This is a genomic window from Fulvimarina endophytica, from assembly GCF_003403015.1.
Taxonomy (GTDB): Bacteria; Pseudomonadota; Alphaproteobacteria; order Rhizobiales; family Rhizobiaceae; genus Fulvimarina; species Fulvimarina endophytica.
On record NZ_QURL01000005.1, the window covers coordinates 330556 to 343427 of the forward strand.

General features: G+C 66.2%; 10 protein-coding genes. 8 read left to right on the forward strand and 2 right to left on the reverse strand.

Annotated elements, in window-relative coordinates; genetic code table 11:
• The first annotated feature begins 174 nt into the window (after positions 1-174).
• The 8 genes from mepA (at position 175) to DYI37_RS13595 (ending at position 9250) form a co-directional block, all read left to right on the forward strand.
• Positions 175-1143: a penicillin-insensitive murein endopeptidase gene (gene mepA, locus DYI37_RS13560; RefSeq protein ID WP_116683789.1), complete on the forward strand. Its 969-nt coding sequence runs from the start codon at positions 175-177 to the stop codon at positions 1141-1143.
• Positions 1144-1314: 171 nt separating this feature from the next.
• Complete coding sequence (locus DYI37_RS13565) at positions 1315-2349, forward strand: glucokinase (protein ID WP_199520157.1); 1035 nt, start codon at positions 1315-1317, stop codon at positions 2347-2349.
• A gap of 21 nt (positions 2350-2370) precedes the next feature.
• The gene (locus DYI37_RS13570) at positions 2371-3048 is read left to right on the forward strand and encodes a spermidine synthase (RefSeq protein ID WP_116683790.1); all 678 of its coding nucleotides are present in this window, start codon (positions 2371-2373) and stop codon (positions 3046-3048) included.
• Positions 3049-3149: 101 nt separating this feature from the next.
• Positions 3150-5099, forward strand: coding sequence for a GAF domain-containing protein (locus tag DYI37_RS13575; RefSeq protein ID WP_158555180.1), 1950 nt, complete (start codon positions 3150-3152; stop codon positions 5097-5099).
• Between the two features lie 9 nt (positions 5100-5108).
• Positions 5109-5498 carry a response regulator gene (locus DYI37_RS13580; protein WP_116683792.1) on the forward strand — a complete coding sequence of 130 codons (390 nt, stop codon included), beginning with the start codon at positions 5109-5111 and terminating at the stop codon, positions 5496-5498.
• Between the two features lie 218 nt (positions 5499-5716).
• Positions 5717-6655: a glutathione synthase gene (gene gshB, locus DYI37_RS13585; RefSeq protein WP_116683793.1), complete on the forward strand. Its 939-nt coding sequence runs from the start codon at positions 5717-5719 to the stop codon at positions 6653-6655.
• A 160-nt stretch (positions 6656-6815) separates the two neighbouring features.
• Positions 6816-7490 (forward strand): SH3 domain-containing protein, encoded by a 675-nt coding sequence (locus DYI37_RS13590; protein WP_116683794.1) that lies wholly within the window; start codon positions 6816-6818, stop codon positions 7488-7490.
• A 227-nt stretch (positions 7491-7717) separates the two neighbouring features.
• Entirely contained in the window at positions 7718-9250 is a 1533-nt protein-coding gene (locus DYI37_RS13595; RefSeq protein WP_116683795.1) for a YifB family Mg chelatase-like AAA ATPase, read from the forward strand.
• Positions 9251-9593: 343 nt separating this feature from the next.
• Here the strand turns inward: DYI37_RS13595 and pheT are convergent, their stop codons facing one another.
• Positions 9594-12014, reverse strand: a complete 2421-nt coding sequence (pheT, locus tag DYI37_RS13600; RefSeq protein WP_116683796.1) for a phenylalanine--tRNA ligase subunit beta — start codon at positions 12012-12014, stop codon at positions 9594-9596.
• Between the two features lie 225 nt (positions 12015-12239).
• A complete protein-coding gene (locus DYI37_RS13605) occupies positions 12240-12764 on the reverse strand; it encodes a hypothetical protein (RefSeq protein WP_116683797.1) in 525 nt (174 codons plus the stop codon).
• Positions 12765-12872 lie beyond the last annotated feature (108 nt).

The following is a 12872-nucleotide window of genomic DNA, read 5'->3' on the forward strand; positions in this document are numbered from 1 at the left end:
CTTCGTCGCGTTGTCCCTCGGGAAACCGGAGGGCTCGCCGCACGCACTCTCACCAGCGCGCGGCCATGCTTTCGTCGCACCCGGCTCCCATGGATGGGGCGCATGCTCCAAGCCGGCCTTCGCACGGCGCTCGCCGGGAGCGTGCGGGTCCGAGATAGACGAGAGCGAGACATTATGAACGGTTCGGCAACCCGTTTGCGCGCGGCCCTCCTGGGAGCGCTCCTGTGCGGCGGCATCCAGTCGGTCGGGATCGGCGCCGCCAATGCCCAGACGGCAGCGAAGACCCTCTTCGACGCGGCCGATACACCTGCACCCGGCGCCAGCGAGAGCATCGGCTCCTATGCGAAAGGCTGCATGTCGGGGGCGGTCGAGCTTCCGGCCGACGGGCCGAACTATCAGGCCATGCGCCTGTCTCGCGATCGCCATTGGGGCCATCCGGTTCTCAGATCCTTCATCGAGGACTTCGCGGCGAAGGTTCACGATCGCGGCGTCTGGCCGGGCGTCCTCATCGGCGACATGTCCATGCCGCGCGGAGGGCCGATGCCGTCGGGCCATTCATCCCACCAGATCGGGCTCGATACCGATGTCTGGCTCCGGCCCATGCCGAAGGAGCGCTTGAGCGAGGCCGAGCGGGAGGACTTCCCCTTCCGCACGGTTCTGAAGGCGGGCAGCCTCACCGTCGACGACACGGTGTGGAACGACAGCTATCGCGAGGTCGTGAAGCTGGCGGCGACCGACAGCCGCGTCCAGCGGGTTCTCGTTCATCCCGGCATCAAGAAGAAGCTCTGCGAGACGACGAGCGGCGATCGCACCTGGCTGAACAAGATCCGCCCCTATTACGGCCATGACAGCCACATGCATGTGCGCCTCTTCTGCCAGCCGGGCTCGCCGGACTGCGAGCCCCAGCGCTCGACCGGCAAGGGCGATGGTTGCGACGATCTCGACTGGTGGTTCGACGTGGCGCTGCAGCCGCCTCCCCCGAATGCCAAGCCCTACAAACCGAAGCCCGACCTGACGCTCGCCGATCTGCCCCAGAGATGCGCCGCCGTTTTGCGCGCCGGACCGGACGGGGTGAAGGCGGTGGCGGCCCTTGCGCCCGAAACCGGAGCCGTGCCCCATCCCACGCCGCGCCCGTCCCGCTGAGGCCGCGGGAGGCAGAGTGCCCGGCCTCGGCACCGCGGGCTCCGATCCGGCAAGCCCGGTCCGGGATCGACGGCGCTCCGTCTTTTCGCCGATCGGCGCCCGATCGACGCCGATTCCCGCTTTGCCTTCCTTCGTCCGGCGGTTAGATGGAATTGCGAACAACAGGGGACGATGCAGACGATGGCACCGCGGCGAAAGCCTGACACCTTCCTGAAGTTTCCGATCCTGATCGGCGATATCGGCGGCACGAACGCCCGCTTCGCGATCCTGAAGGACGCCTTCGCGGAACCGAAGTTCTTCGACAACGTGGAAACCGCAAGCTTCGCCTCGATCGACGCGGCGATCCAGGAATGCGTGCTCGACCAGACATCCGTCCAGCCGAAAAGCGCGGTGCTCGCCATCGCCGGCCCCATCGACGGTGACGAACTCGACCTGACCAACTGCCCCTGGGTGATCCGCCCGAAAGGCATGATCGCCGATCTCGGACTGGAAGAGGTCGTCGTCATCAACGACTTCGAGGCCCAGGCTCTCGCGATCTCCGCGATCGGCGATGGCGGGCGCGCGGAGATCGGCAACGGCATTCACCGCGAGGGCGCGAGCCGCGCCGTGATCGGACCGGGAACCGGTCTCGGCGTCGCGGGTCTCGTGCGCGCCCGCAACATGTGGATCCCAGTGGCCGGCGAAGGCGGTCATATCGATATCGGACCACGCACCGAGCGCGACCACGCGATCTGGCCGCATCTGGCGACCGTCGGCGGGCGCATCTCGGGCGAACAGATCCTGAGCGGGCGCGGTCTCGTCAATCTCTACAACGCGATCTGCAAGAGCGCAGGCAAGGTTTCCGATTGCCAGACGCCGGCCGAGGTGACGAGGGCCGCCGAAGCCGGCGCCGATCCGCAGGCCAAGGAGGCGATCGAGCTCTTCTCGATCTATCTCGGGCGGATCGCCGGCGACATCGCCCTCGTCTTCATCGCCCGTGGCGGCGTCTATATCGCGGGCGGCATCTTCAAGCGTCTCCTCCCACTCGTCGATCATGCCAGGATGCGGGAAGCCTTCGAGGACAAGGCGCCCCATACCCATTTGATGTCAGAGATCCCGCTCTACGTCATCACCGAGCCGCAGCCGGCGCTTGCCGGCCTCACCGCCTTCGCGCGCTCGCCGCGCTTCTTCGGGCTCGAGACCACCGGCCGGCACTGGAAGGCTTGAAGGCTTGAAGGCGAGCATGCGATGAAGCCCTGGGTCCACCTCGCCAGCGCCGAGGCGCCGGATGGCGACACGCTGAGGCTCCTGCGCCGAGGCGACGAGTTCTCGATCCAGATCGCGCGCGGCAACGAACTCATGAATTCGAGGCTGGGCGGATCGGAGGAGGCGCTCGCTGATCTGTCGCTCGATCGGCTCGCCGAACGTCCGCCCGCCCATATCCTCGTCGGCGGGCTCGGCATGGGCTTCACCCTGCGGGCCGTGCTCGGCCGGCTCGGACCGGCGGGTAGGGTCACGGTCAGCGAGATCGTTCCCGAACTCGCAGGCTGGGCCCGGCGCGAGATGGCGGACGTCTTCGGGGACTGCCTGGACGATCCGCGTGTCGAAATCCGCCTCGGCGACGTCGCGGCCCATATCCGAGAGGCAGGCGCGTCCTACGACGCGATCCTCCTCGATGTGGACAACGGACCCGACGGCCTGACCCGCGAAGGCAACGACGCGCTCTACACGCCTGCGGGCCTCAGCGCCGCAAAAAACGCCCTTCGCCCCGGTGGCATCCTCGCCGTCTGGTCCGCCGCCATGGACGACGGGTTCACCCGCCGGATGCGGGCGGCGGGCTTCAAGACTGAAGTCGAGAAGGTGCATGCGGGGCGCTCGAAGCGCGGACCCAAGCATGTGATCTGGATCGGAACCCGGACCGCTTGAGGCGAATGCGCGGGTCTGGTGGCGCGGAGGTTGACCTGCGGCAAGGCGATCACATCTTCGGCAAGAAGCGAACGGTGGGCCAAGGAGTCACAACCAGATCCATGATCGAGCGAAATTGGCTTCAAAGGCGCTCCGACCGGATCGAGGCTCTGAGACGCAGCGGTCTTCTCGAAGGATCTTCTGAAAACGCGTTCGGGTCCTTCACCGACCATGTTCGCGAAGTCCTGGACGTGCCTGTCGCTATCGTCACGCTCGTCGACGAGAACAGGCAGGTCTTCGCAGGCCACAGCGGACTGCCCTCGCCCTGGGACGAACGTGGCGAAACGCCGATGACCCATTCGTTCTGCCAGTATGTGGTCGATCGCGGAGCGCCTCTGAGCGTGCCCGATGCACGACAGGACGACGTTCTGAAGACCAATCACGCGATCGGCGATATCGGCGTGATCGCCTATCTCGGCGTTCCCCTCACCCTGCCGGACGGTGCGGTGATCGGAGCGCTCGCGGCGATTTCCGACAGCCGGCGGATCTGGACCGATGCCGATGAGAGACGCCTCCTCGTCATCGCACGGACCGTCGAGCGGGAGATGGCGGTTCGTATCTCGGAGAGCCGCTGGCGCTCGATCTTCGAACAGCTGGCGGAAGGGTTCATTCTCGCCCGTGTTCTGCGCGACGAGAGCGGGCGTGTCGTCGACTGGATGTACGAGGAGGTGAACTCCGCCTGGCACCAGCTCGTGGGGGTCGAACCCGGCATGGTCGTCGGACGGACGGTGCGCGAGGTCTTCCCCGGTATCGAGGACGAATGGGTCATGGAGTTCGCCGATGTCGTGGAGACCGGCGAGCCGATTCGGTTCACGCGGCAGGTGGGAAGTCTCGGCCGCTGGTACGACGGGGCCGCCCAGCCGATCGGCGGCGACCGGTTCACGGTCATCTTCCTCGAAGTGACCGGACGGATCGAGCAGGAGCGCCGGCAGACCGCCCTTCTCACGCTCGGCGACGACCTGCGCGACCTGACCTCGGTCAACGAGATCGTCGAGGCGGCATCGAGAGCGATCGCGAAAGGCGTCGTCGCCGACCGGATCGGCTTCGGCACCGTGGACGACCGGAACGAGACGATCGATATCTCGTCGGACTGGTGCGCGCGGGGCATGGTGAGCGTCACCGGACGCCACAGCTTCCGCTCGTTCGGCTCCTTCGTGGACGATCTGAAGCAGGGCCGCACGGTCGCGATCGACGACGTGAACACCGATCCTCGAACCGCCACGACCGCCGAGGCCTTCACCGAGATCCAGACGCGCTCGCTCCTCAACCTGCCGATCGTTGAGGCGCAGCGGCTGGTACTGATCGTCTATGCCCATGGCATGCAGCCTCATGCCTGGACCGAGGAGGAACTGCGCTTCGTTCAGCAGGTCGGGGACAGCACGCAGGCGGCGATCGGACGGCTGCGCGCCGAGGACGGCCGGCGGCTTCTCAACCAGGAACTGGCGCACCGCCTGAAGAACTCGCTCGCCATGGTCCAGGCCATCGCAACCCAGACCCTTCGCCAGGCGCAAAGCATGGAAGAGGGCCGCGACGCGATCTCCGCTCGCCTCGGTGCTCTCGCCCGGGCGCAGGACATCCTGACCGGCACCGATTTCGTGGAAGCGGACATTATCGAGGTCGTCGGGGCAGCACTCGCGCCTCACCTCACGCCGTCGCGCCGCATCGATTTCGGTGGCCCCCACGGAAGCCTGACCGCACAGCAGGCTCTCGGCATCAGTCTCGCGATTCACGAACTCGCGACCAATGCGACGAAATACGGCGCCCTCTCGAACGAGACCGGGCGCGTTTGCGTGACATGGGGCGAGGAGGCCGAGCGGTTCGTCTTCCGGTGGATCGAGGCGGACGGCCCGCCTGTTCATCCGCCCGAACGCCGAGGCTTCGGCTCGAAGCTGATCGAGCGCATCGTCGCGTCCTATTTCGAGGGCGAGGGCCGGATCGATTTCGATCCCGCCGGCATCCGTTTCCAACTGACCGGCGCGTTCGGGCACAAGATGCCCGACAAGCCAGCCTGAAGCACCGTCATGTCCCAGTCCTTCAACCCGGCTCGCTACGCAGTTCTCATCGTGGAAGACGATGCGCTCCTGCGATCGGAAGCCGTCGATCTGTGCGAAGAAGCCGGCTTTACCGCCTTCGAGGCCCGCAATGCGGACCAGGCGATCGCGATGCTGGAGCGGCATCCGCAGATCCGTGTCCTCTTTACCGACGTGGAGATGCCGGGCACGATGGACGGATTGAAGCTCGCCCATGCCGTGCGCGAGCGCTGGCCACCCGTCACCATCATGGTGACGTCCGGCCGCACGAAGGTCGCGCTCGAGGACATGCCTGAGAACGGCCTGTTCTTCGCCAAGCCCTATCCCCCGAACGGCATCGTCGCCGCCCTGAACGAGATCGCGGGCCGGATCTACGACTGACGGCTCGGCATTCTCTAACCAGCCGAACCACGCCGCAACGAGGGATTTCGGCCTCGCAACGGGTTTCGGCGCATTGGCCTGCGACGCGGGCGGCCGGATGTTTCGGGTCGCCGGCAGAGGGGCTTCGCCGGATCTCGGCGCGAAGACCATTGCCATTGCCTGCCGGCGAGCCTAACTCGCCATGCGAACGAGAAGCCGCATCGCAAGGAGAAGCGTCCATGGGTCTGAAGATCGCCGTCCAGATGGATCATGTCTCATCGGTTTCGATCCGGGGCGATTCGACCTTCGCCATGTGTCTGGAGGCCCAGGCCCGCGGCTACGAACTCTGGCACTACACGCCCGACCTCCTGTCGATGCGAGGCACCAGGGTGACCGCGCGGGCGCAGAAGATGACCCTGCGCGACATCGAGGGCGACCACTTCACGCTCGGTGAGAGCGAGCGGATCGATCTGTCCGAGATGGACGTCGTGCTGCTGCGCCAGGACCCGCCCTTCGACATGGCCTACATCACCTCCACCCATCTTCTCGAGCGGGTGCATCCGAAGACGCTCGTGGTCAACGATCCGCGCTCGGTGCGCGACGCGCCCGAGAAGATCTTCGTCACCGAGTTCCCGGATCTGATGCCGGAAACGCTGATCACCCGCGATCCCGAAGAGGTGAAGGCCTTCCGGGCCGAGTTCGGCGAGATGATCGTCAAGCCGCTCTTCGGCAATGGCGGCGCCGGCGTGTTCCACATCACGAAGGACGACCGGAACCTCTCCTCCTTCATGGAGATGTTCGCGCTTCTGTCGCGCGAGCCGTTCATCTGCCAGCGCTACCTGCCGGGGGTGCGCAAGGGCGACAAGCGCATCATTCTCGTCGACGGGGAGATCGCCGGTGCAATCAACCGCGTGCCGGCGGAAACCGATACCCGTTCCAACATGCATGTGGGCGGCACCGCCACGGCGACGGAACTGACGGAGCGAGATCGCGAGATCTGCGCCCGCATCGGACCCGCACTGAAGGAGCGCGGGCTGATCCTCGTCGGCATCGACGTGATCGGCGACGTGATGACCGAAATCAACGTCACCTCCCCAACCGGAATTCGCGAGGTGAAGCGGTTCGGCGGGGCCGACATCGCCGTCATGCTCTGGGACGCGATCGAGAACCGCCTCTGAGGCGGTGAGGTTGGAATCGCGGCTTCTTCGGCGAGATGCGCCGCTCGACGGGTCGTTCATCATGAACGCAGGTTAACGACCGCGTTCGGGAACGGTTCGGCAAGCGGCGGCTATTCGTGAGGACGAGATCAATTCCCGCTGCGCCGGAGACTCAACGCCGATGAAACGCCTGCTCTTCTCCACCGCCCTCCTTCTCGGCCTCGCCGCCGCGCCGACCCTCGGCCAGGCGGCCGAAAAAGCCATCGCGACCGCGGACGTCAATCTGCGCGCCGGACCGTCGACTTCCTATCCGGCGGTCGACATCGTCGGTGGCGGCGAGCGCGTCCGCGTCTTCGGATGCCTGCAGACGCGGTCCTGGTGCGATGTCGCATTCCGCGGCGCACGCGGCTGGATGTCCTCGAACTATCTTGCCTATCTCGGCCAGGATCGGCGCTATCAGGGAACGCGCGCCGTCGAAATCATCGCGGCACCGGTCATCACCTTCGAGGTCGGAGGTTATTGGGACGATCATTACCGCGACCGCTCCTTCTATCGTGACCGCGACCGCTGGCAGCGGCGCGGCGGCGAAGGCTGGGCGGGCAGAGATCGGGACGACCGCTGGTCCGACAGGGATGGCCGATATGAACGGGGCGACGACCGCTTCGGGCGGCGCGGCGACTGGCGGGACGATCGCGGTCGCGATCGACGGGACGCCAGGCGTTACGAGGAGCGCTTCGAGCCCCGCGATTCTCGCAGGTTCGAGGGCGGCTGGGACCGCTATAACGATCGCCCCGCCTATCGTGATCGCCCCGTCTCGAGGCCCGAGCCCGTCGTTCCGCTCTACCGGGTGAACTGATCGCACCGGGCAAGGCATCGTCCGGCACGCCTTCGCCGTGGATCTCCGATTCCTCCTTTCCGGTCAGCGCCTTGCCACGGCAGAGCGTGTTCATGATGGAACACGCTACTTTTGTTCTTGTTTTGTTGCAGGAACCGTGGTTACCTTGGCGTGCAATTGACGACCGGAAACCGGATCGCGCTCCAGGCCGACTGGAAACGGGGGCGCGCAGGAGGAGACGAACGATCATGGTGGCGCGGGTCAGGACGGTCGCCTTTCACGGCATCGAAGCCAGGCCCGTCGACGTTCAGGTGATGGTGGCGCCCGGCAAGATGGGCATCCAGATCGTGGGCCTGCCTGACAAGGCGGTGGCCGAGAGCCGGGAGCGTGTGCAGGCGGCACTCCATGCATCCGGATTGTCGATGCCGCCCAAGCGCGTCACGGTCAATCTCGCGCCGGCCGACCTTCCGAAGGAGGGGAGCCATTACGATCTGCCGATCGCACTGGGCCTCATGGCGGCGCTCGGCGCGATTCCCGCCGACGCGATCGCGGGCTTCATGGTGCTCGGGGAGTTGTCGCTGGACGGAGCCATTGCGCCGGTGACCGGCGTGCTTCCGGCGGCTATGGGCGCGAACGGCCTCGGCCTCGGCCTCATCTGCCCGGCCGAATGCGGTCCGGAGGCCGCCTGGGCCGACAGCGAGATGACGATCGTTGCGGCGCGCAGCCTGATCCAGATCGCAAACCACTTTCGCGGGACGCAGGTCATCGGACGACCGGAACCGGCCGTGCGCGCCCTTCCCGCCAACGGGCCCGATCTTGCCGAGATCAAGGGCCAGACGGTCGCCAAGCGTGCCCTCGAGATCGCCGCCGCCGGCGGGCACAATCTTCTGATGGTCGGACCGCCCGGATCGGGCAAGAGCATGCTCGCCCAGCGACTGCCCTCGATCCTGCCGCCGCTCGGTCCGCGCGAACTCCTCGAATGTTCGATGATCGCCTCGATCGCGGGAGAGCTTTCGGGCGGCAAGCTGTCCGATCGTCGCCCGTTCCGCGCACCGCATCATTCCGCCTCGATGGCGGCCATGGTCGGGGGTGGGTTGAAGGCAAAGCCCGGAGAGGTTTCGCTCGCCCATCGGGGCGTCCTCTTCCTCGACGAGTTCCCCGAATTCTCGCCCGTCGTTCTCGACTCGCTGCGCCAGCCGCTCGAATCGGGAGAGAGCGTGATCGCTCGCGCCAACCACAGGGTCACCTACCCGGCCAAGCTCCAACTCGTTGCCGCGATGAACCCGTGCCGTTGCGGTATGGCGGGCGAGCCGGGGCATACCTGTTCGCGCGGAGCCCGATGCGTCGCCGATTATCAGGCGCGGATCTCGGGCCCCCTCCTCGATCGCATCGATCTGAGGGTGGACGTACCGGCGGTGACCGCCGCAGATCTCATTCGCCGCGAGACGTCCGAAACCTCGCAGGTGGTCAAGGCACGTGTGGAGGCGGCACGACTGATCCAGATGGAGCGCTATACGAGCCTCGGCCTGCCTCCCGAGACCGTCAACGCCCATTGTTCCCCGTCGATGATCGAACAGATCGCCGAGCCCGACAATGCCGGCAGGCAGCTTCTGAACGACGCCGCCGAACAGATGAAGTTTTCGGCAAGAGCCTATCACCGTATCCTCAAGGTCGCCCGCACGCTCGCCGATCTCGACGGCAGTCCGATCGTCAAGCGGATCCATCTCGCCGAGGCGATCTCCTTCCGGATCGCGGGCGAGCGGATGCCGGCCGCAGCCTGAACGTCGTGACCACGACGTCTCCAAGGCTCGGCTTCCAGAGGAACGCTCAGCGAATGTAACGCGAGCGCAGACAGGAGAGCCTGCAGGCGCCTCAGGACAAGCTCGCGCCCGCCCCCTGCGACGGGCGGGCACCAAAGTGAACCGACCTATCCTTCGGTTCTATCAGTCTGGATAGAGCGCCGGACCGAAACATGAAACCGGTTTGCAAACCGTCCGGAGCGTCGGCAAAGAGACCGGAGAACCCGGCCCGGTTTTGGGATCGAGTCCGAGGCACTCGTGACGTGCCCCCGTGCTCCCCTGCCCTTGTGCCGCCGTGCCCCCGAAGGGACAAAGCCACCGAATGTCAGGCTCGGAGCGTTCCGCCCGTCGCCGTCTCGACATTCGCGACGATCTTCGTGGATACCGCTTCCAGATCCGCCTCGGTCAGCGTCTTTTCCGAAGGCTGCAGCGTGACCTCGATGGCGACGGATTTACGCCCCTCGCCGAGTGCGCCGCCGGCGAAGACATCGAAGACGCGAACCTCGGAGATTAGCGTCTTGTCGGCGGCCGCGGCCGCCTTCGTCAAACGTTCGGCCTCGACATCGCTCGGCAGGACGAAGGCGAAATCGCGCCGGACAGGCTGCAGCGCCGAGAGAGCGAGGACGGGTTTCGTCTTCGTCGCCTTGCGCTTGGCCTCCGGCAGGGCGTCGAGAAACACCTCGAAGCCCGCATGGGCACCCGCCGCGCCCAACTTCTTGAGGACTTTCGGGTGGAATTCGCCGAACTCCGCGAGCACCAGCTTGGGGCCGAGCTTGAGGCGGCCGGACCGGCCGGGATGATACCAGGCGCTCGCCTCGCGATCGATCATCAACTTGTCGGCCGGCGCGCCCACAGCTTCGAGAGCCGCCAGAGCATCCGCCTTCGCATCATAGACCGAAACGGAGGGCGCAGCGCCGTCCCAGGCACGGCCGGATCCGGCAAGTCCCGCCGTTCCGCGTCTGACGCCACCGGCGACCCGCATCTGGTCGGCCGGCTGGTCGCCGCGATAGACCGCCGCGACCTCGAAGATGGCGGTGTCGCCATAGCCGCGCGCGAAGTTGCGCGCGGCAGCAGCGATCAATCCGGGCAGAAGCGAAGGGCGCATGTCGGACATGTCGGCGGCGATGGGATTTGCGAGACGCAAGGCCTCGCTGCCGCCGCCGAAGGCCTCCGCGTGATCCTTGGAGATGAAGCTGTAGGTGACCGCCTCCGCCATACCGCGAGCAGCGAGTGCCCGCCGTGCCGCACGGTCGCGCGACTGCGTCGTCGTCAGAATGCGCCCGTTGACGCCGCTCAGGGGTGCCAGCGGCCGCGAGGCGATCTGGTCCACCCCGACGATGCGCATCACCTCTTCGACCAGATCGGCTTTGCCCGCGACATCCGGACGCCAGCTTGGAATCTCGATCTCCGCTGCGTCCTCGCCATTCTGGCTCCGGATCGTGAAGCCGAGATTGCGAAGGATCTCGAGCTGGCGTTCCGGTGCGATATCGAGGCCCGTCAACCTGTTCACCTCGGTGAACGGAAGAGTGACGACACCGGGGACATGCTCCGCGACACCCTCGACCGAACGCTTCGAGGGCGTGCCGCCGCAGATATCGAGGATCAGCCGCGTTGCAAGATCGAGACCGGGCTCCATGAACAGGGGATCGACCCCGCGCTCGAAACGATACCGGGCATCGGTGATGATGCCGAGCGAGCGTCCAGCCTTGGCGATCGAGATCGGCTCCCACAGGGCCGACTCGACGAGAACATCCGTCGTCGTCTCGTCGCAGCCGGACGCCTCGCCGCCCATGATGCCAGCGATCGATTCGACCCCGTTCGCATCCGCGATGACGCAGATATCCGGGCCGAGGGCATAGGTCTTTCCATCGAGCGCGAGGATCTCGTCGCCCTCGCGGCCCTGGCGGACGATCAGATCGCCTTCGACCTTGGCGGCATCGAAGACGTGCAGTGGTCGCCCGCGGTCGAAGGTGATGTAATTCGTGATGTCGACGAGTGCGTTGATGGGCCGAAGGCCGATCGCCTTCAGGCGCTTCTGCATCCATAGGGGAGAGGCACCGTTCGAAACGCCCGAGACGCGGCGCAGCGCGAAACCGGCGCACACATCGGTCTCGACGCGAACCCGCACGGGACATTCGCCTTCGCCCTCGATGCGCTCGACCGGCGTCTCCTTCAGTGTTCCGAGACCCGAGGCGGCGAGATCGCGGGCGATGCCGTAGACGCCGGTCGCCTCGGGATGGTTCGGCGTCAGATTGATCTCGATCACCGGATCGGCGAGATCGGCATAATCGGCAAAGCGCGTTCCGACCGGCGCATCCGCCGGCAGATCGATGATGCCGTCATGCTCCTCCGACAGTTGGAGTTCGCGCTCCGAGCACATCATGCCATAGCTCTCGACGCCGCGGATCTTGCCGACGCCGAGCGTCACGTCGAGGCCCGGCACGTAGTCGCCCGGACGCCCAAGGACGCCCACCAGTCCCTCGCGCGCATTCGGTGCGCCGCAGACGACCTGGAGCGGCTTGCCGTCATTGACTTCCGGCCCTGCATCGACAGTCAAGACGCGCAGCTTGTCGGCGTCCGGATGGGGAACGGCCGAGAGGACGCGGGCGATGCGGAACGGCTTGAAGACGGCCCTGTCGTCCACGTCCTCCACTTCGAGACCGATGGCCGTCAGGCGTTCGGTGATCTCCTCCAGCGAGGCGTCCGTGTCGAGATGATCCTTCAGCCAGGACAGGGTGAACTTCATCGATTCTCGTTCCTGTGGCTCGGCGCGACCGCGAAAGGCCGGGTCACGCTCTGTCGGTTTGCGCTCGGATCTGTGCGGCCGCGCGGTTCCATGGCGCGCCCGACTGGCTCGTCCAAGCCTTGCGGTATGACGAGGCCGAGCCGAAATCGGGTATAGCGTCTTCGAAACGGGCTTTAGAACGCCCTGCGCCGCCGAGGCAAGACGCAGCGTCGGGAACCGAAGCCTTCAGAGCGGCCCCTTGGTGTCCTGCTCGGCATTTCCTTCAGTGCGAACCGGGGCCGAAGCCGGCGTTCGTTTCGAAGACCCGTCTGCGGCCATGTCGCGCCCAGGCTCCCCGTTCGCCGAGCCCGCCATGTCGCTCGCAACCCGGCGAACCGCAGCGTTGGAATGGACGAAGCGGTAGGTCAGCAGCGCGACCGCCGAAAACAGAAGCGTCATGAAGATCAGGACCACGGTCGACTGCTGGTGCTCGAAGGCAAGCCCGAAGAATGTCCAGGTCACCAGAGTTCCGAGGGTAAGACAGGCGAGAGCCGCCGGCGTCGCCGGCCATTTCTGATAGATCACCGAGAACAGCGCGACCGTCAGAAGCGCGACGATCCAGCGTCCGGGGGACGCGAAGAGTTCGAGGAAGGTCACGTCGAAGAACAGGGCCGAGACACCGTCGAAGACGAGCTTGCCGATGATCGCTCCCGACAGGACGGCGATGACTTCGAGAGCCGTGAAGCGAAGGGTCTGGGTCTTGCTGGCCAAGATGTCACTCTTCGGTTGGTGTTCGCGGGCGGCGTTCGACGGGACCGGCGACGGCCTTGCGATGACAAGCTAGGGCGATGCCGGCGCTTGTCCGGCCCCGGCCATGGC